Raw genomic sequence first — 19,619 nt, 5'->3', positions numbered from 1 at the left:
ACGGCTTTCTTAATTCGTTCTGATAACTTTCTTCACGGTTCGGTGTTGATCCTGCCGTATATCGAGCAGGTAGACACCACCGGGCAGATCACTTAAATCCAGTCGCTCGCGGAACTGACGAGCGGGCTTGGCAAATCGGATAGGATCACTTTGCTTGCTGCCTTTACTATCCACAACAATAATGCTAACCGGCGTAAAAACACCATTTTCCAGAGCGATATCAACGTAACCAACCGTCGGATTCGGAAAAATCTGAACGGAGGCCAGACCACTGTCGGTTGTTCCCTCCCCTGATCCGGGCAGGACGAAAATCGGCTTTTCAGTTATAGTCAGCGGAATTACGCCTGTAGTACTTACCCGCGTTTCCTGCGTCATGGTCTCACTGCCCATTTTGGGCGTACAGATCCGCACGGTATCTCCCCTCGGTATGGTCAGATTATACGTGATGGTCCGGTTACGTTCGTCAGGAACGACCAGCACATAAGCCGACTTTCCTGACAGCTCGTATCGGTCCACAACAGCCCCGGTCGTCCGCTCCGTTGGTAAGGTTTCCTGGTATCGATAATCGCCGAGCAGATTTCGTACCTGATACAGATAGTCAGCAGCTGGCTTACGTGTTTTATCACTGTTGATCAGTCCCATGGACGAGAACTGGGTTGGATTAGCAGGATTATCGTCGTACAGCTGATAAAAAAACAGCCGTTCGATTCCGACCCGGGCGTACAACAGTGCCGTTCGCAAAATCCAGTCCGCCTGGGTTTCCTGTACGCTCTTATTGCCAACAGCAATTGCTTTCAAGGGGCTACCCTGGTTCAGGTCGTAACCGGCTTCCGTAATCCAGACCGGCATATCCTGCGCAGCCTGATGCGCCAGTGTCACGAACGCTTTTGCCTGTTTGCCAACGCCTGATACTTCCGGTGCTGCCCCCCGCGACGAGCCGCCCCCCTGCGACGAGCGCGCATCATTAGCATACAAATGTTGATTCATAACATCCCAGCATAGATCAACTTGTCCATCGGGTTTTAAACCGCGAAATTCCCGGCACCAGTCGATCATTCCCCGCACATAGTCGGTTGAGGAGGCTGCCAGCCCGCCAATTACGACCTGCATGGATGGATCCGCGTTCTTTACGCCGACGCCCGGCCCAAGCGTGTTTTTGTGTCCATCATAAAACGCCGACAAGTTAGCGGCATATTCGCGGGCGGTCTGATACGCTTTACGTCCTTTCCAGGTTTTATCCCGTTCGTTTTCGCACTCAATGTAGCGAATCAATCCAAGCCCGATCTTTTTGGTGTTAATCCCGGCCCATGTTTTCGTCGAGCTAACCTTCACCAGGGCTGGATCAACCCGCTGATTATACCCATACCGGGCCGCAAACTGAAAACCCACCCGGGCCTGTTCAATGTACGACGCGGGTTTGGATAAGTTACGCCCATACGGTGCTGGCACGTTTTCGTTGTCCCGCTCCCCTACTGGATACGTATTTTCCATCCATTTGGGAATGGTTTTTAGACAGGATAACACCGTAATGCCTTCGGTTTTACAGCGCTCATAGAAAGCGTCATAATTCCAGCTCCCCGCTCCGGTGGGATTAAATGTATACTGGCCCGGCTCAGATTCCAGCTTTTCCCAATCCATGTAGTGGCGAATGGCCGAAAACGTTTTGACCGCAGGCATCCGACTTTCATCGATTTTCCAGGGTGCGTTACTCTCTTCCAGGTTCCACTCAAAAGCGTTCACGCCTACCATCTGCCGAAAAGGCGTCTTTCGTACGGGTGTAGCCGTAGGCGCTGCTCCCGCCTGATAGGTCCCGTATAACTCTAGTTCGTTGGGATAAGCACCGGACGTATTCAGCACCAGGTAGCGGGCACCGGTGATGGGAGTTTTCAGATTAAAGTTATCCAGGTCTTTGGGATCAGGCCCTACCCAGTTGTTATAGCGATCACCTATAAAGCGGGCAATGGGTATTCGCTGCCACCGGTCGTTGATGATATAGAGCGTTAGGGGTTCGTCTTTATTTTCGCCCTGTCCGTCATACATCCGGATTCGTTCGATGGTCATTTGTTCACCATCCAGCAAGGGGTAATACGCATCGTAATTGGCTACTAACTTATTCCAGCCCGTATTAACGGCCTCCTGCGTATTACCATCAAAGAGCCCCTCTAACCCGCTGGTTACGTTATTTAGCTGGTACCAGCGTTTGGCCTCGATCGGAATCTTTCCCGCCGTTTGCTGCTGATTGGTGTCGACCAGCAGCGTATGCGTTTCGGCAGGACCGATGAGGTAAAATATGCCAGCACACACGACCAACGTCGTTAGTAAGCTCTTCATGAGTATCATATCTGTTCAGATCATACTGTTTTTCACTTCCTCACCCTTCTCTCCAGTACTATCTGCTTATGGAAATAGCCCTAACGTAGTAGTAATACCCGCCCTTCTTGTACGTATTGTCGAACTGTATTTTCTGAACTAGGAACCTCGTACTTGACAACCCAAGTGTAGTTCCCCGATTCGCAGGGACTCCCGGCTAGCTTGCCATCCCACTGTTGCGTCAGTTTGTCGCTATAAAAAACGGGGGTACCCCATCGGTTAAAAATGCTCATGGAAAACGAAACGGCGTTCTGTAGATAAACCCCTAGCTGGTCGTTGACCCCGTCGCCGTTGGGCGTAAATACATCAGGAACGTAAGCTGGTTCGGGTGGACATACATCGCACTGCCTCAACTGAATATCATCCAAGGCCAGGTCATTGCCACAGCCACCCGCTCCCTGGTTGTTGATCAATCGTACGACAACAGGTTCAGCTACCTTAGGGGCCGCAAACGTAGTAGAAAATCGGCGCCAGACCGGCGTCGCGGTTACGTCGATAGACCCAAAGTTGATTGTTTGCAGCACCTGCCCGCTCCGGGTTTCAATTTGAATCGTCAGGTTGGGTAGCGCGTAATCAGTGCAGATTCCTGGTTTGAGTAGATTGACTCCCCAGAGCGAGAATTCGTACTGGGTTCCTCCGCACAGCCCCGTTAAGATTTGCTGATAGAAAGCCCCTTTCTCATCAGCTGCATTGATCACGAGCATATTTCCCCGCACATCGCCAGGGGTGTGGTCCTCCGAAATGTTGTGCCAGGCATTGTCAAAGCAGTTTCCGGTTATGCTCGGCATGATACCGTATTCACCGTTTTCCGGACAGGCCGACGTCGCGAGTCGATACGTTGTTTCGTCAACCAGCGGATTACCACCACTCAGGGTACCGAATGACTGATTTATAGGCGGTTCACCAGAAACACCAGTACATTGTTGACCTATTGCGCTTTGTTGTATTATGAAGAGCAACAGGCATCCTAACCAACTTACAGTCAACAATCTGTTCCAAAGCCAGGACTCGTTCTGGGATAATTTGCGAAACAGCGTTGTCATAATTGATTGTTTGGACGCCATATCTCCCAATTCGTCACGCTGAAAGTATCTGGTATCCTCACTTGAAGTAACTTATCGTTTGCTCTTGATTACTAATCCAATAGTTTTGTGTACTAAGTTAATTCTTCCATGACCCAAACGACGATAAACTGTTTTATTCATACTCAGGTTAACTGGTTACCCGAAAAGCTCGATTGGTCAACGAGTGAACTAGCCGTTTTTCGGTGTTATTTGCCCGACTTCGTCGCTTCCGATTCGTTCTTATTAGCTCAGTTACAGCCCGATGAATATGACCGCTCTCAGCGCTACCATCGTCCCAACGACCGACGTCGATTTGCCTATACCCGCGCGATTTTGCGTTTATTAATTGCTCGCTATAGCCAGTTGCAGCCAACATCTATTCCCCTACACATTGGCCAGCATGGTAAACCCATGCTTCCTCCCGAGCTGGGTAAGCACGTCAACGTGGCTCATTCGGGAGATTGGTCGTTGCTGGCAATCAGCCCATCAGCGGTAGGCGTTGATCTGGAGAATGCGGCAACCGAACTGACATTTAAGGACATAGCGACTCTTAGTTTCAGCCCGACGGAGCAGCATTCGCTGGACAAGGCTGTCGACCCACGAGCGACTTTTTTTCGACTCTGGACCCGTAAAGAAGCGCTAATCAAAGCGACCGGCCAGGGCATTAGTGACGCACTGGCTGACATCCCCGCCCTGGATGGTCATCATCACGTCGACTTGTCCCTACTCGGCGAGCCGGGTCCCTGGAGTATATCCAGTTTCGACGTAGCGCCCGATTATCCAGCGGGCCTTGCCTACCAGACAACAACGGCTCCTGTTCAGTTTTACACCCTTTCCGCATCCTGGCTATCCGCTCAGTAGCGCAAAAAGTTTACGAACACTCATTTTAGTAAACAAAACTGGTGACCTACCTTATCTGATTGGGTCAAATAGGATAATTGGTCCCGACAACGTATTCGTTGCGTTTTGTTTCCATTTTCCTGTTTGTTTGCCCATGCAGCGTTTCTTGCTGAAATCTCTTTACGTCGTAGCCGCTTTAAAGTACCCCCGCATCCGTCGCGATCTGCGGTACTTTGTGCGGGATAATTATTTTAGTCGCCTTAATCAGCTTCGCTTTCTGACCGACGACTACATCAGCCGGAAGCCCTATAAAGTCATTGATTATCACGGTGAGTTTGATCAGGAGCTACGTTACGTATTACCTTTTGCGTACTGGCATCACCTGAACGGGACCCTCCGCCAGACCATTTCCTGCTCGGATACTCAACCCTTTTATTTCTTCAGTCAGGATCACGTCGAAAAGTACCCGAAGCGAGTCTGGCAGGCGGGTTACGATTATTACGACGTGCCTAATATGACACACAGCCCTACGTTTGACTATAGCAAGTGGGCGCGAGTACCGCTGAAAAGCCATTACAAGAATGATTGGTTTGTGTATAACAAACCGTTGTTGATCATTGCCAATAAATACAATATCGAATGGGATCGCCCTCCCATCAACTTTCTGGACATCCCGACGCTGGACGCGATCATTTCTACCTACAAGGACCAGTATCAGATCGTTTATAATCGTCCTCTTTCGTCGCAGATTGTTCTGGACAACAGTGAAATCATGGATCTGAATGAGCATGCCTGGCTGCGGGAGCGTCATCCCGATGTACTGCTCATGCATGATCTACATGATCAGTACCGGGACCGGGTCACGAATTTCAACCACCTGCAATTGCTCGTATACGCTAACTGCGATCGGTTTATTTCGATGCATGGCGGAACAGCCGCACTAGCTAGTTACTTTGGTGGGATTAATATAGTCCTTTCTCACCCCTCGGGTGGCATGGAGCATCCGTTCAACGAATATACCACCATTTTCCCGGCCTTGTCCGGTGCGACCATTCTACACGCCAGCACCCGCGACGAGATTATGCCGTATCTGGCACAGCATTATGCCAATCCCCCAGCCACGCCGTCTGACTATTCGCCCGTAACTTCTTCCGAAGTATGATTATTACCCGAATCACGAGTGGTCTGGGCAATCAGCTCTTTCAGTATGCACTCGGACGGAGCTTGTCGTTACGGTACGGTACGGCCCTCTATTTCGACCTAAGTTATTATTTACAGACGTACGAAACGGATACGGCAAGAGCCTTTAAGCTGGATCGTTTTTCGATTGATTATCAGGTACTGAATACGTCCCCTTATTTATACGTATCAAAGTTCACCCGCTTATTACCCAATCGGAGTCTGAAGCCTGTTTTCGCTTTTGTTCAGGAGCAACAGTTTCATTATAACCCATTGGTAAGTCAGACGCAATCCCGGTTTATTACGCTGGATGGCTTCTGGCAGTCGGAGAAGTACTTTGCCGAGCATGCAGACACGATTCGTCAGGAGTTGACCTTTAAACGGACTCCCGGTCCCGCCTTCGAGGGCTATCAGGCGTCGATTGCCCAAACCCGAACGCCAATTTCTTTGCACATTCGGCGGGGAGACTACGTAAATCACCCGGAGTTCAGTCAGTCTTTTGGCTTCGTCGGTCTCGACTATTATCGCCGGGCCACGGAAAAGATGTTGGATCAGTATCCAGACGGACATTTTTTTGTCTTTAGCGACGATCCGGCCTGGGTCCAGGAAAACCTAAATCTGACGACGGCGCACACGTTCGTCAAAAACACTGGTCCAGATGCTGATGTGGATGATTTACAGCTTATGAGCCAGTGTCGGCATCATATTATTGCGAACAGCTCATTCAGTTGGTGGGGCGCCTGGTTGAATCCGGATCCGGCCAAAACGGTGCTGGCCCCCCAATCCTGGTTCCGAAATAAACCAGATTGGAACACAATCGACCTTATTCCAGCGACATGGATTCGTATGTGAGTGTTACCAAATAGCTATTTTACATTCTAAAAGGAAGTTGTAGACTGATCCTTTGTAGCCCGGGCAATTTCATTAAGCAACATGTTTTCGCCTGGGCTCCTATAGTCACTATTCACGCCTTTTTTGTTTATGGCTCCTCTTAAAAACATACTTGCTAATCCTGGTTGGCTACAGCAGCACGAACTGGCGTTTACGTCCATTGACGCTATCCCCCAATCTATTTTCGACGAGATCAACGAACGGCTGGATCAGAAGATCAGCCAACAACCGTTGGTGTCGATTATGGTCATTTCCTACAACGAAGAGATTAACGTTCTTCGCTGCATCAGTACGTTGTCAAAGTTGAAGACGACGATTCCGTTTGAGATCGTAGCTGTTAATAACAACTCCACCGATCGGACGCAGGAAACGCTGGATCGATTACATATCCGTAAATTTTTCCAGCCAATTCAGGGATGTGGCCCGGCCCGGCAGATGGGCCAGGAGATGGCCCATGGAAAATATATGCTGCTGGCGGATGCGGATTGTTTCTATCCAACCAACTGGCTGGACGAAATGATGAACGTCCTGCAGCGGCCGGGTGTAGTTTGCGTATATGGTCGGTATTCTTTTATCGCTACTCCCCAGATTCCGCGCTGGCAGTTAACGATGCACGAAACGATGAAGGACGTCATCGCGGAGTTCCGGCATTACAAGCGCCCTTACCTCAATGCATACGGCATCAGCATGGGTTATGTCCGGGAAGCGGGCCTGAAAGCAGGTTACATGATGCATAACCGAACATGGGGAGAAGATGGTCGACTCTGCTTCGATATGATGCCCTATGGGAAAGTGCGTCAGATGAAGATCTCATCGGCACGCGTCTGGACTGGTACCCGAACGTTGGCAAAAGACGGTACTTTGTGGCAGGCCATACGTAAACGGGCCAAGAAAGAATTTCGTCGGGCTTTCTCGTATTTAACTCCGCTAGCTCCCCACGACACCAAAACTTCCGCGGACTAGTTGTCTGCGTCTCTAAACCCTATTTTCTCGGCAAGGTTTGCTCGATTGATTTGGCTAGTGCCTACCACCAATCAGTTGAGCAAGCCTTGCCGTGCGGATAGATTTCTGACAAAAACGTCTTTTTTTCATATGTAACTCATCCATCAGAACGAGGACTTGCTGCTCTATTTTTATTACTTTTTTACAGATAAAGAACTGATTAGTAACCGAAAAAACCAGGCTAACTCATCTACCTAATTCTACTTACTGTCTTTTAAGTAAAAAAACTTATATAATACCAGTTATACTCTTCCATTTATGTGACGACGGCCGTAAGGCAGCGTATAAACGATAACATTGCTCACTACAGCCGTGTTATTTACCTACGCTCACCACTGACTCACGACTATGAGAGTAACTGCTTACCTCAACGCGAATCCATCTCTGAAACGTTTTGTGCATCACTTGCTCATTCCTCAGAATCAGGCTCGCCCCCGGCGTTGGGTCAATTGGTTCCTTAATCCTTTTATTCATAAACGGCATCAGTCGGCCGCTGTCAGATCCTCGGCTAGACTCGATGTATTGCCCTTCAACGATTTTTCCATTGGCGCCCGTAGTGCCATTGAAGACTTCTGCGTAATCAACAACGGCGTAGGTGACGTGCAGATTGGCAGCGATAGTTTGATCGGAATAGGTTCTGTGGTGATTGGCCCTGTCAGTATCGGCTCCGACGTGATCATTGCTCAGCACGTCGTTATCTCCGGCTTAAATCATGGCTATCAGATTAACGATACGCTCATCCGGAAGCAGCCGGTTAGCCGGAAGCAGATTGTCATCGAAGATGACTGCTGGATAGGCGCCAACGTAACGATAACGGCGGGTGTTCGGATAGGCCGCCACTCGGTCGTTGCGGGCGGAAGTGTCGTTACGCGTGATGTGCAGCCTTACTCCGTTGTCGGCGGAAACCCAGCGCGAGTCCTCAAATATTATGACGAAACAATGAATCAGTGGATTAGTACCAGCTCGACAAGTTCGATCGAAGCTGATTCAATTAAATAAGCCGGCAGTTAAGCGTTCCGGCTTATCTGTTTGGCTGGTCGACGCTTTTTACCAAGTGTGTCAATTACTTCTTCAAACTCCTGCGCCCGGTGTGCCCAGGAGTTATTTTTTGCCGTAGCCACCCGATCTTCCCGACGCTGCGGATCATCGTCAGCCAACGCCCGTTGAAGTGCCTGCGCGAACTCTTCTGGTTCTTTAGCCAGCTCAATCACTCCCTGAAAATCGTCCAGAATAGCAAATGGTGTTGATACCACTGGTAATCCGGCTGCCAGATACTCGTTTATTTTTAACGGATAAATAGTGTAGGTGTGATCGTTACGCACATAGGGAATTATAGCCGCCTTCATGCGAGCTAGTAAAGGAGGAAGCGCGTGCGGCTGGTGGGGCGGGGTAAACGTAACATTGGGGTAAGCCGACAGCTGCTGTTTAAGAGTAGGCTCGTGAACCTCACCCACAAATTGAAACAGAACGTCGGGCATCGTGCGTACGCAATGCTCAACTAAAGGTAAATCGATTCGGTCATCGGCCGTCCCTAGATAGCCCACGATTGGCTTCACGCTCGGCTTTTTTTCGAGCATCTGGTTCGCCTGGTTAAACAACTCGAAATTGACGCCATTCTTAACGCAGAAAGCGTTGGGTTGAATCCGTGACTTCGTCTGAAGCAGTGCTGTTGAGGTTGTTACTACGGCATCAACCCGGCGCAAATAATCTATCTCGTAGCGGCCACCGTGTCGCCCCATCCAACGCCCGATCGTTATTTCGTCAAAACAATAATAGATGGTAGCCCATTCGTTGAGTTTGCCCAGCATGGGTAAGCCAAAGACCGGGTTCATCCCATTGATCACCAGCGGACGTCGCATACCCAGACTGTGCATTACCTCCCGTAATTGACGCGTTAGCCGCCCTACGTTCTGTTTTAACAGCGTATCGTAAGGCGAGGCTGATAGCCAGTTGATCGGCAACATGACGGGCGGTGTCCAGACATAAACCTCTCCCCCATTCGCCATTTTTTTCGTTATCAGCGGCTGGGATCTCGACAACGTTCGGCCGGGAAGTGGTCGTCTACCCAGCAGATGCATGGCATAATCCTTCAGCGTATACTGGTAATCGACGTAAAGGACCCGATGCCGTACAGACAGCTCCGTCATGAGTTGTACAACTGCCTTCTGGAAGTCACCTTCCCAGGCAGTCTGCCCTACGCAGATAATGCAGTCAAAATTTTCCATGGACTCTTTTTCTTATCGCCCCGATTCTTCGTCTTCTACCTGACCAGGAGCCATATCCCAACGATAGCACGTAGTAAACAGAACCGCATTAATGGCCAGCATCGTGCTGGTCGGGAACTGACCTAGTGTCGGGTTCGAGTAACTCATCACCGATATACCCACGAACTCTGCGAGTATAGCCAGCATAATCGTTGTCAGCCAGGGGTCTTTAAGCTGCCATACTTTCAGCGTTCCGAGCCCAATAATAGCCAGAAGCATCAGTATATACAGCACCATACCGACGATTCCGGTTTCAATCCAGAGTTCTACGTACCAACTGTCGGGGGGAATCTGAGCAGCGCCGTGGTTGGGGGAGAAACGCGCTCCCATACCGCCCGATGTCCCTAAGCCAGCCCCAAAAGGTAGATCTTTCATGTAATTCCGTAGACGCGCCTGATTTTCCATCCGCACCATGAACGATGCATCCTCCGATGGACGTAACGCCGTACGAATCCGGTAAATCTGGTAGACCGAGTCACCAATGTGCGTGAACAGCAGAATAGCCATTATTGGCGCGGCAACAAGAGCACCTTTGATAAGCGTTGCCGAATTACGCCGGAGAACCAGATACGTCGGAAAACCTCCGAGCACGACAAACAAAGCGCTACGGGTCCCTGATACGGCGAATCCCCAGAAAAAAACAAGGGCCAGTACAAGAAAGAAGAGCTTACTCCACCAATTTTTGAATGACATCATGAATATCAGACAAATCAGCGTTACGCCGGCCATTTCCCCCCCGAATTGCGAGGCATCGCTGTAGAACGAAAAGCTACGCAACTGTCCCCAGAGCACGTGCGTTTTGGCGTTGCCCAGCGCAAACAGCCAGTGGGCTTCGGCATCGGCCAGACCAAGGTATTGCTGCTTGAACGCCCAGAGCGCGCTCATGAACGACCAGAAGAGCCAGAGTCCTAACAGCCAGCGGATTTCCCGTCGGGATATGGGTAGAACCAGAACAATGATAGTCACTAGTAGCCAGTTCACCGAGAACGAGCGTACCTTATAAAACCAGGCTTCATGATTGGGCACTTCGGGATTGAAGTACTCTAGCACCGTATAAAAAAACCAGGTCAGCAGCAGATAGAAGATTGGACTATTCAGCCGCTTCCAGACCATTCGCTTGCCATTCAGAAAAACGCTCAATAACGTCATCCATAGCAAAGCGTCCAGCGCTAGCCCTAATGGGGCCTCCGTTGGAATAAAGCGGGTAAAACCCAGAGCAAAACCCAGGGTGATAAAAACAAACAAGCCTATTTTAGGCTCGATCAGTATTCCCATCAGTATAATCAGAGCGACGGGTCCACCAATCGTAACGACTCCTCCCAGGGCGCCAAAGTTACCGATCAGCCACCCGGACGCTAAGGCCAGTACGATTCCAATCCCGCCAAGCACCCAGCCACTCAGGCGGGGCTCATCAAGACTATATGTATCCCGATCAAATACATCCATAAGTTAGAGCCTCAGTCAGCACGCCGGGATTTTTCCCAGACTCCCGATATATTCCCCCGGTTAAAACGAACAAAACCAGCCAGCACGCATCCGTTCATAAACACGAAGTAAAATGGTACGAACGTCAGTTTCCAGCGCGTCTGCCGGCTTTCCAGTATGTACCCCACGTATGCAGCGCCGTAGAACAGCACCTGACCAACTAACAATGCCCACCACAATCCAGCTTCCTCGACGGGTTGGGTGACCATGATTAGATTCAGCAAGACCAGCAGTGGTAAACAGAACGGCGTAACTGCCCACCGTAGTACCCGGTGCGATACGTACTGAAAACTTAGCCAGCCATATTTAACGATGTTCAATAGGTATGCCAATCGTTGCATCGACTGAAAGCCCCCCGTCGCGATGCGGACTTTGCGCTTGGTTTCCTCCGCCACCGAGTGCGAAGGACGTTCCAGCGCATAGGCATCCGGTGCGTAATCAACTCGATACCCCCGACCGGCAATACGTAATGAGATAATAAAATCGTCGAGTAGCGTATCTGGTTCAACGGGTTCGTATAAATCCGTACGTACCGCAAACAATTCACCGGCAGCTCCTACAATGGTATGGAGCTTGGCATCCAGTTTTTTCAGAAACGACTCATATTTCCAGTACAACCCTTCGCCACTTCCGGCCGCCGATTCTTTGCCTTGTAGACTAATGCGTTTTTCGCCCGTCACAGCGCCAACGGCTTTATCATCAAAACGTCGGGCCAGTCGCCGGACGGCTTCCTCGTTTAGCTGCGTGTTGGCATCCGTAAAAATGGTGATGGGGGTTGCTACCTGCTGCATGGCCCGGTTCATAGCCGACACTTTCCCCAGCCGCTGCGTTCCCGAGAGCATTTGCAGGCCTGGTAACTCCGCCTGACGCTGCCGAAGGTATTCTTCCGATCCATCCGTCGATCCTTCAATAACGAACAGCAAATGAAGCTTCTCGGCCGGATAGTCCTGATCTAGACAGTTCTGAAGCTTTTCAGCCAGGTAAGCCCGTTCGTTATACGCGGGCACAACCATTGTGACGTGCGGCAGCGAATCGTCGGAAAGAATTGACTGGTGTGCTGGCCCCTTTTTTCGCAGCAGTTTGACCAGAAACCAGGCAACAAGGCCGTAGCCCAGATACGTGTATAAGACGAGAAAGCTCAGCAGAAAAAATAAAAAACCAATCAGATAGTACACGGAGTCAATACGTTATCCGCCTATCGGGAATTATACCGTCGACGTACTCGTCGACGTAAAATTCCAGAAGACGCCTTTTGCAAATGCGCGAGCATGCGTCAACTTTCCCTGGAGCAGATACGAAGCCATATGCTTTGGGAAAACGCAGCCCGCAAAAAATAGATAAAAAATCAGACGCTGCGTGGGTGAACAGTGTCGTCGCATGTACAGAATCCGGTTCCGGGTCAGATAATACGTCTTCATCGGATTCTGGGGGCCGACAGACACAGATTCTTTGTGCAAAATGTAGGCCGAAGGTTGATAATAAATTAGGTAGCCTGCGTCTTTTATCCGTTGCGACCAGTCTAGCTCTTCGTAATACAGAAAAAACCGCTCGGCAAAACGGCCCACCTGGTTGATCACTTCCCGGCGAACCATCATGGCACAGCCGTGTGCGAAGTTCGTCACCCCAGGGTTATCATATTGTCCGGTATCCGGCTGATTCAGACCAACCGGCGTTGCCGTTCCGGTATACATATTCATCGAATTGTAGCCAGCATACTGGAGTACATCCGGCGAATCGTAGAACTTGATTTTGGGACAGGTAACGCCAATACGCGGATCCAGCTGAAAGGGCTCCAGTAACTTGTCGAGCAGAGTCGGCGTCAGCTCAGTATCATTATTGACAATGAAGATAAAATCGCCTTTTGCGGCTTCGATTCCCAGATTATTCCCCCCCGTGAATCCCAGATTACGTTCACTGCGAATCAGATGCAGATTATCATACTGATCAGGATCGATGCAGGTATGCAGCGCGGGTTCCGACGCATTGTCGACAACAATAATTTCGACCTCTGCATACGTCAGGGCTCGACTTGACTCCAGAAATTGACGGGTAACTTCAGCCTGATTATAGTTGATCGTAACAATCGACACCAGGGCGGGCGCATTACACACCGGACTGTCGACCATTGAGGTATTGGACACCGGAGCGCCAGCCGGTCGATCTACTTCGGCTACACGTTCTCCTTTTGCCATACACTAAAGATTGTGTTCCAGATAATGTACATATCTGTTTTGAAGGAGAAGGTTCTGGCGTATTCGATATCGAGCGCAATCCGCTCTTCATCCGACACGGGTCCTTTTCCTTTGGCCCGTTTCTTAACCTGCCACAGTCCCGTTAGCCCAGCAGGTCCCGCAAAACGCTCGGCAGCCTGACTGGTAGTCAATTGCTCAGCTTCGTAAGGGGGTAACGGCCGGTTGCCCACCAGCGACATATCACCGAAGAAGATATTGAACAACTGAGGTAGTTCGTCAATGCTGCTATTCCGCAGGAATCCACCCAGGCGAGTAATCCGTGGGTCGTTCCGAAACTTCATGAACTTGGCATTATCGTCAAGTTTAGCCTGGTAAACTTTCTCACAGATGGCTTTATCCTTGTCAAACAGTGGTTGCTGGCAAAGCACTCCTTTCAGCTTGCAATCGTCGCAACGTGTGTCTTCATCCGCTACTTCCTGAGCAGGCCGTTTGGCGTAAATATTCTGATCGCTCATCTGCGAAATCAGCTTGTCAGCCTGCACCTTCATCGTGCGAAACTTGTACATGCTGATTTCTTTATAGTTAGCCCCGATACGTACTGATTTATACAGGATCGGGCCTTTGGAATCCAGTTTAATAAAAATAGCCGCCAGAATCATGATTGGCGAGGCAAGAAGCAGCGCCGTTAATGAAACGGCCACATCAATTGAGCGTTTCCAGAGAGGCATCGTAAAGACGACAGCTGCTGAATGTTTCAACGCAGGCGGTGCCGAAAGTACGCGCTTGTTTAAATCCAGATAGTTGTTGATGGTAACGCGGATGTCCTGATCATTCTCGGTAAGCACCAGCAAGTCAGTAACCCGTGCTTTGATGGCAGCCGCAATCAGCTGTTTGTTAAGGGAGAAGCAAGCTACCAGTACAGGAACATGCTGCCAGGTAGAATTGCTGCGTACTTTAGGTAGCAGCACATTGAAGGCATTTTCTTCGACAATGATAAGGTCTACCTGTTTGGTATCACTCAGCCATCGACCAGCGTCTTTTACGTTGTTGAAGCGTACTACAGAGGTATCGCTTGGAACGAGCGCACTGAACCGGCCAGCGATTAAGGTGTCTTTCTCTACAAGCAGGATACAAAATGCGGGAGTATCGTTCACAAAACTAGGCAGGTTTACGCTTTTTCTAGCTCCGCTTTGGTACAACTCATTGGCACGCATTTTGCAACTATTTGGGTGTCTATTGAATAATAATAGGCTAAACCAAGACTGATTTGCCCCATTCATTGTAGTTATTAGGCACTCTGCCCTAACGAGTACCCTTTAAGTACCATAAATAGAATGCGTGATTTGTTTTGCCAAAACGATTCAACCTCGGGCAATAATCGGGCCGAAACTGGTCGTTCAGGTAATTCTTCTGCAACCGGCATATCGGACCGGCGTACGGTTGCCAGAAGCCGTACCTTTACTTCAGTAGGGTTAAATGGCTTGGGGATAAAGTTATCAACGCCCAATTCCAAGCATTGGATACGGGTATTGCTATCGGATTTAGCAGACAGCACAACGATAGGAGTCTGACAAAGCAACCGGTTAGACCGGATGAACTTAATCAGATCAAAACCATTGAATACGTCTAGGTCTAAGTCGGTTAGCACGCAGTCAAAGCGGTTTCCTTGGGTGAGCAATTGAGCGGCCTCCTGTCCGTTAGTGGCAACCGTTACGTCAAAATCCTTTTTCAGTGTTTGAAGAAGAATCCCAGCTACGTATGGGCTACCGTCCACTATAAGTAGGTGACGTTTCGAATTCATTATTTAAAAGCGTTTAGTAATCTCTTAACTAGCATCAATCTGAATTTTAGACTACTGGATAATCATTCGGTTACTCCCCTTTTTGTAAAAACTAATGGCACTCTTTTTGCAGAGCGGACCGTGTTCAACCCAGAAAAGCCAAGCCAATTTTACTACAGTACGAGTTTCATATGTTATCAAGTATCTAATTTACAGATAAATACGTTTTTATTAATTTTTTCTATAAGATTATAATTTCTATTACTATACCTTATGATCACCGTGTAAAATGAAAAATTAAAAACAAATTAACCTTATTTATTCATAGCAATAATTAAAATAGTCATACGATTTTATATACACAACAAACCAATTTGACTAATAAATGAGAGTTTTTTTGTCAAAAAAGGTAAATAGTTGCCTATAGGTTTATTAACAACTTAGTTAAATTGAAAAAAAATACCTGTTACTGATTCATCCTACCGGATTTGTACAATTCGCAGATAGGCTCATCCTTCCTGTCACTGTTCTTTCATCCCCCTACGTCGATACAAAACCAAGCGTTGAACTTTATACTGTATTCCACCTTCCCGGCAACGGATGGTTACAGGTTGTTTTGTATTTTTACTGTACCAATGCGTAGGCTAGCCTGTATAAACTAGCCTGCGGACGTTGTCATCCTTCTTTACTTGCTACGTATTGAGCGCATCCCTAAGCCTTCCCGCCGACCATATTCGCCTTTTATTTGGGCTGAAAATGCGACAACTTCGCCTTGACAAAGGCCTATCGGTCAGCGAATTAGCTAATAGATCAGGCTTGTCGGTTTCTTACGTTACTGAAATTGAAAAGGGGCGTAAGTATCCGAAAGCCGACAAAATATCTGCGCTGGCTACGGCAATGGATGTTGATTACGATACACTGGTATCGCTGAAACTCAGCAAAAAGCTGGAGCCAATATCAGACCTTTTACGCTCTAAGTTTTTGACCGAAATTCCACTGGAGCTGTTCGGTATCGATCCGTCTGACCTTCTCGAATTGTTAGCGGAAGCCCCCGCCAAAGTCAGTGCTATGATCCGTACGTTTATGGATATTGCCTTGAGCTACAACATGAGCGTTGAGCGGCTTTACCAAACAATGCTGCGGTCTTATCAGGAAATGCATGATAATTATTTCCCAGAAATCGAAGCTGACGCGGATCGTTTTCTGACTGCCTTTGCGGGACAGGGTCAAGCAGTTACGGAAACGTTGCTGATTAATTTACTGAAGACCCAGTATGGCACAAAAATTGACAACTTCGACCCGCTCACTCAGCCCGAGTTGATGTCACTTCGATCGGTTTACCGGCCGGAGAGTGCCACTTTGTACCTGAACGCGGGTTTATCGGCAGAGCAACGCGTGTTCATTCTGGCTCGCGAAGTTGGTTTCCAGTATCTGTCGATCAAAAGCCGGCCTTATACGTATTCCTGGGTGGAGGTAGAATCCTTCGAACAGATTTTAAACAATTACAAGGCGTCTTACTTCGCCGGTGCCATCCTGATCCGACGCGACGTTCTCATTGAAAAAATCACTGTCTTATTTGAGCAGGAAAGCTGGGATAACGATCGGTTCCTCGCCTTGATTCATGAGTTTGGCGCTACACCTGAGCGTTTCTTCTACCGACTCAGTAACATTCTACCGAGTCACTTCGGGATTGACCAGCTATTCTTCTATCGATTTAATCATACCACTGGGAAGACAACATTTCAGCTTACCAAAGAAATGCACCTGTCACGGCAACAGGGGCCTCGTCGTATCGCCGACGAACACTTTTGCCGTCGGTGGGTTGCGCTCACCATTCTACAGGAATTATCTGCTCTGCAACAAAGCAACGCAACAAACGAAACCCTTTGCCGAGCTCAGCTCTCCGAATACGCCGATTCGGGCTTGCAGTATCTGATTATCTCCGTCGCTCATCCTTTCCAAGCCGCAACGCAGCAAAATATGAGTGTGTCGATGTGCTTCGCGATGAATGACACATTGAAGAGCAAGGTGAAATTTCTGCGGACCAATCCGGCTAGCGCGCCCTTCCGCGTTGTGAATGACGCCTGCGAACGCTGCTCCCTGTTTGACTGCCGCGAACGCGTTGCCGCTCCTACGGTTCTCCAGAAAAAGCGTCAGTTTGCCAGCATGAAGCAGGTCATGGAGAAACTCCGATAAAGACGTATGGTACCAAAACAAGCAGGGCGCTCAACCAGTCTGGTCAAGCGCCCTGCTTGTTTTATCTACTATGAACCGCTTACGCGTTCTGCTTCATCCGGATGATGTTCAGCGCAGCGCCTGCCTTGAACCACTCGATCTGACCTTCGTTGTACGTATGGTTCACGGGGAATTCTTCCGTCGTGCCGTCAGCGTGCGTTAATTCGATGGTCAGTGGTTTGCCAGGGGCAAACTCCGTCAATCCTTTGATCGCGATCGTGTCGTCTTCCTGAATCTTGTCGTAGTCGGCAGGATTGGCAAACGTCAGACCCAGCATACCTTGCTTTTTCAGGTTGGTTTCGTGAATCCGGGCGAATGAACGTACCAGGATAGCCCGAACGCCCAGGAAACGAGGCTCCATGGCCGCGTGCTCACGCGACGACCCTTCGCCGTAGTTTTCGTCACCCACGACAATCGAACCGACACCAGCCGCTTTGTACGCCCGCTGTACGGCTGGTACTTCACCGTACTCACCCGTCAGCTGGTTTTTCACCGTGTTGGTTTTGTCATTGAAGTAGTTCACCGCACCGATCAACATGTTATTCGAGATGTTGTCGAGGTGACCACGGTATTTCAGCCAAGGACCGGCCATTGAGATATGGTCAGTCGTGCACTTTCCTTTCGCTTTGATCAGGAGTTTCAGACCGGTCAGATCCGTACCTTCCCAAGCTGCGAACGGTGCCAGCAATTGCAGACGATCCGACGTTGGGCTAACGATTACCTGAACGCCCGATCCATCTTCGGCGGGAGCCTGGTAACCAGCATCGTCAACGGCGTAGCCTTTAAGGGGCTGTTCGATACCCTGTGGCTCGTCGAGCATTACTTGCTCACCGGCTTCGTTGGTCAGCGTATCAGTCATTGGGTTGAACGTCAGGTCACCGGCGATAGCGAACGCCGTTACGATTTCGGGCGAAGCCACGAACGCGTGAGTGCTGGCGTTACCGTCGTTCCGCTTCGCGAAGTTCCGGTTGAACGACGTAATGATCGAGTTTTTGCGGCTTGGGTCATCCATGTGCCGCGCCCACTGGCCGATGCAGGGACCACAGGCGTTAGCCAGCACCACACCACCAATTTCTTCGAACGTATTGAGGATACCATCACGCTCAGCGGTGAACCGTACTAGTTCCGAACCCGGCGTTACGGTGAATTCAGCTTTCGCTTTCAGATTTTTTGCCGTAGCCTGCGCTGCCACCGAAGCCGACCGGGTCATGTCTTCGTAGCTGGAGTTAGTGCAGGAACCGATCAGACCAACTTCCAGTTTTTCGGGCCAGTTGTTTTCTTTAACGGCTTTAGCAAAGTTCGACAGCGGCCACGCCAGATCGGGAGTGAACGGACCGTTGATGTGCGGCTCCAATTCCGACAGATTGATTTCGATCAGTTGATCGTAGTACGTAGCTGGATCAGCGTACACTTCGTCATCCGAGCGCAGGTTTGCTTTTACAGATTCAGCTGCATCGGCGATTTCAGCGCGGCTGGTTGCCCGCAGGTAATCGCCCATTTTTTCGTCATAAGCGAAGATCGAGGTGGTTGCACCGATCTCAGCACCCATGTTACAAATGGTCCCTTTACCCGTTGCTGATAAGCTTTCAGCACCTTCGCCGAAGTATTCAACGATGCAGCCGGTACCGCCTTTTACGGTCAGGATACCCGCAACACGCAGGATAACGTCTTTTGCCGATGCCCAGCCGCTCAGTTTACCCGTCAGCTTAACACCGATCAGTTTTGGCATTTTCAGCTCCCAGGCCAGTCCCGCCATGACGTCGCAGGCATCTGCACCACCTACACCGATGGCGATCATACCCAGACCACCCGCGTTTGGCGTGTGCGAATCAGTACCGATCATCATACCGCCGGGGAAAGCGTAGTTTTCGATGACAACTTGGTGAATGATACCAGCCCCTGGCTTCCAGAAACCAATACCGTATTTATCCGAGATCGACGACAGGAAGTCGTATACCTCCTTGTTTTTATTTTTAGCCACGGTCAGGTCCGTTTCCGCACCAACCTCGGCCTGGATCAGGTGATCACAGTGAACCGTTGATGGAACAGCTACCTGGGGCCGACCAGCCTGCATGAACTGTAACAAAGCCATTTGTGCCGTTGCATCCTGCATGGCAACCCGGTCGGGTGCAAAATCTACGTACGTTTTGCCCCGCTCGAATGCCTCGGTTGGCACACCGGCAAAAAGGTGACTATACAGAATTTTTTCCGACAGGGTGAGAGGTTTTCCCACGACCCGACGGGCAGCTTCGACGCGTTCGCCCATGTTGGCATACACGCGTTGAATCATATCGACATCAAAAGCCATAATAAAACA

15 protein-coding genes are annotated in these 19,619 nt (G+C 49.6%); 6 read left to right on the top strand and 9 right to left on the bottom strand.

The genetic code is table 11. The annotated features are described in order from the left end of the window. Window positions 1–9: 9 nt before the first annotated feature. Both ACYVAD_RS13230 and ACYVAD_RS13225 read right to left on the bottom strand, forming a co-directional pair. Window positions 10–2,331: a T9SS type A sorting domain-containing protein gene (locus tag ACYVAD_RS13230; RefSeq protein ID WP_461139973.1), complete on the bottom strand. Its 2,322-nt coding sequence runs from the start codon at window positions 2,329–2,331 to the stop codon at window positions 10–12. Window positions 2,332–2,411: 80 nt separating this feature from the next. Further along, window positions 2,412–3,413: a T9SS type B sorting domain-containing protein gene (locus ACYVAD_RS13225; protein ID WP_461139972.1), complete on the bottom strand. Its 1,002-nt coding sequence runs from the start codon at window positions 3,411–3,413 to the stop codon at window positions 2,412–2,414. A gap of 129 nt (window positions 3,414–3,542) precedes the next feature. On the opposite strand from ACYVAD_RS13225, the gene ACYVAD_RS13220 reads away from it, so the two are divergent. The 5 genes from ACYVAD_RS13220 (at window position 3,543) to ACYVAD_RS13200 (ending at window position 8,345) form a co-directional block, all read left to right on the top strand. After that, complete coding sequence (locus ACYVAD_RS13220; protein WP_461139971.1) at window positions 3,543–4,295, top strand: 4'-phosphopantetheinyl transferase family protein; 753 nt, start codon at window positions 3,543–3,545, stop codon at window positions 4,293–4,295. Between the two features lie 133 nt (window positions 4,296–4,428). Continuing rightward, the gene (locus ACYVAD_RS13215; RefSeq protein ID WP_461139970.1) at window positions 4,429–5,436 is read left to right on the top strand and encodes a hypothetical protein; all 1,008 of its coding nucleotides are present in this window, start codon (window positions 4,429–4,431) and stop codon (window positions 5,434–5,436) included. After that, complete coding sequence (locus tag ACYVAD_RS13210; protein WP_461139969.1) at window positions 5,433–6,305, top strand: alpha-1,2-fucosyltransferase; 873 nt, start codon at window positions 5,433–5,435, stop codon at window positions 6,303–6,305. Before ACYVAD_RS13215 ends, ACYVAD_RS13210 begins: the two co-directional genes overlap by 4 nt. A gap of 129 nt (window positions 6,306–6,434) precedes the next feature. Beyond that, on the top strand, window positions 6,435–7,307 hold the full coding sequence (locus ACYVAD_RS13205) for a glycosyltransferase family 2 protein (RefSeq protein ID WP_461139968.1): 873 nt from the start codon (window positions 6,435–6,437) through the stop codon (window positions 7,305–7,307). 387 nt (window positions 7,308–7,694) lie between these two features. Further along, window positions 7,695–8,345 (top strand): acyltransferase, encoded by a 651-nt coding sequence (locus ACYVAD_RS13200; RefSeq protein ID WP_461139967.1) that lies wholly within the window; start codon window positions 7,695–7,697, stop codon window positions 8,343–8,345. A gap of 8 nt (window positions 8,346–8,353) precedes the next feature. Here ACYVAD_RS13200 and ACYVAD_RS13195 read toward each other — a convergent pair whose 3' ends face one another. The 6 genes from ACYVAD_RS13195 to ACYVAD_RS13170 form a co-directional block, all read right to left on the bottom strand. Further along, window positions 8,354–9,571: a glycosyltransferase gene (locus ACYVAD_RS13195; protein ID WP_461139966.1), complete on the bottom strand. Its 1,218-nt coding sequence runs from the start codon at window positions 9,569–9,571 to the stop codon at window positions 8,354–8,356. A gap of 12 nt (window positions 9,572–9,583) precedes the next feature. After that, window positions 9,584–11,056 carry an O-antigen ligase family protein gene (locus ACYVAD_RS13190; RefSeq protein WP_461139965.1) on the bottom strand — a complete coding sequence of 491 codons (1,473 nt, stop codon included), beginning with the start codon at window positions 11,054–11,056 and terminating at the stop codon, window positions 9,584–9,586. A gap of 11 nt (window positions 11,057–11,067) precedes the next feature. Further along, window positions 11,068–12,270 (bottom strand): glycosyltransferase family 2 protein, encoded by a 1,203-nt coding sequence (locus ACYVAD_RS13185; protein ID WP_461139964.1) that lies wholly within the window; start codon window positions 12,268–12,270, stop codon window positions 11,068–11,070. Between the two features lie 30 nt (window positions 12,271–12,300). Continuing rightward, window positions 12,301–13,287, bottom strand: coding sequence for a glycosyltransferase family 2 protein (locus ACYVAD_RS13180; protein WP_461139963.1), 987 nt, complete (start codon window positions 13,285–13,287; stop codon window positions 12,301–12,303). Then, window positions 13,266–14,441: a sugar transferase gene (locus ACYVAD_RS13175; RefSeq protein WP_461139962.1), complete on the bottom strand. Its 1,176-nt coding sequence runs from the start codon at window positions 14,439–14,441 to the stop codon at window positions 13,266–13,268. Before ACYVAD_RS13175 ends, ACYVAD_RS13180 begins: the two co-directional genes overlap by 22 nt. 134 nt (window positions 14,442–14,575) lie before the next feature. After that, window positions 14,576–15,088 (bottom strand): response regulator, encoded by a 513-nt coding sequence (locus tag ACYVAD_RS13170; RefSeq protein ID WP_461139961.1) that lies wholly within the window; start codon window positions 15,086–15,088, stop codon window positions 14,576–14,578. A 735-nt stretch (window positions 15,089–15,823) separates the two neighbouring features. Between ACYVAD_RS13170 and ACYVAD_RS13165 the strand changes: the two genes are divergently transcribed. After that, window positions 15,824–17,263, top strand: coding sequence for a helix-turn-helix domain-containing protein (locus tag ACYVAD_RS13165; RefSeq protein ID WP_461139960.1), 1,440 nt, complete (start codon window positions 15,824–15,826; stop codon window positions 17,261–17,263). A 79-nt stretch (window positions 17,264–17,342) separates the two neighbouring features. Here the strand turns inward: ACYVAD_RS13165 and ACYVAD_RS13160 are convergent, their stop codons facing one another. Then, window positions 17,343–19,610 (bottom strand): aconitate hydratase, encoded by a 2,268-nt coding sequence (locus tag ACYVAD_RS13160; protein ID WP_461139959.1) that lies wholly within the window; start codon window positions 19,608–19,610, stop codon window positions 17,343–17,345. Window positions 19,611–19,619 lie beyond the last annotated feature (9 nt).

It is taken from the genome of Spirosoma pomorum, assembly GCF_054776615.1.
This window is presented reverse-complemented; position numbering and strand designations above follow the sequence as displayed.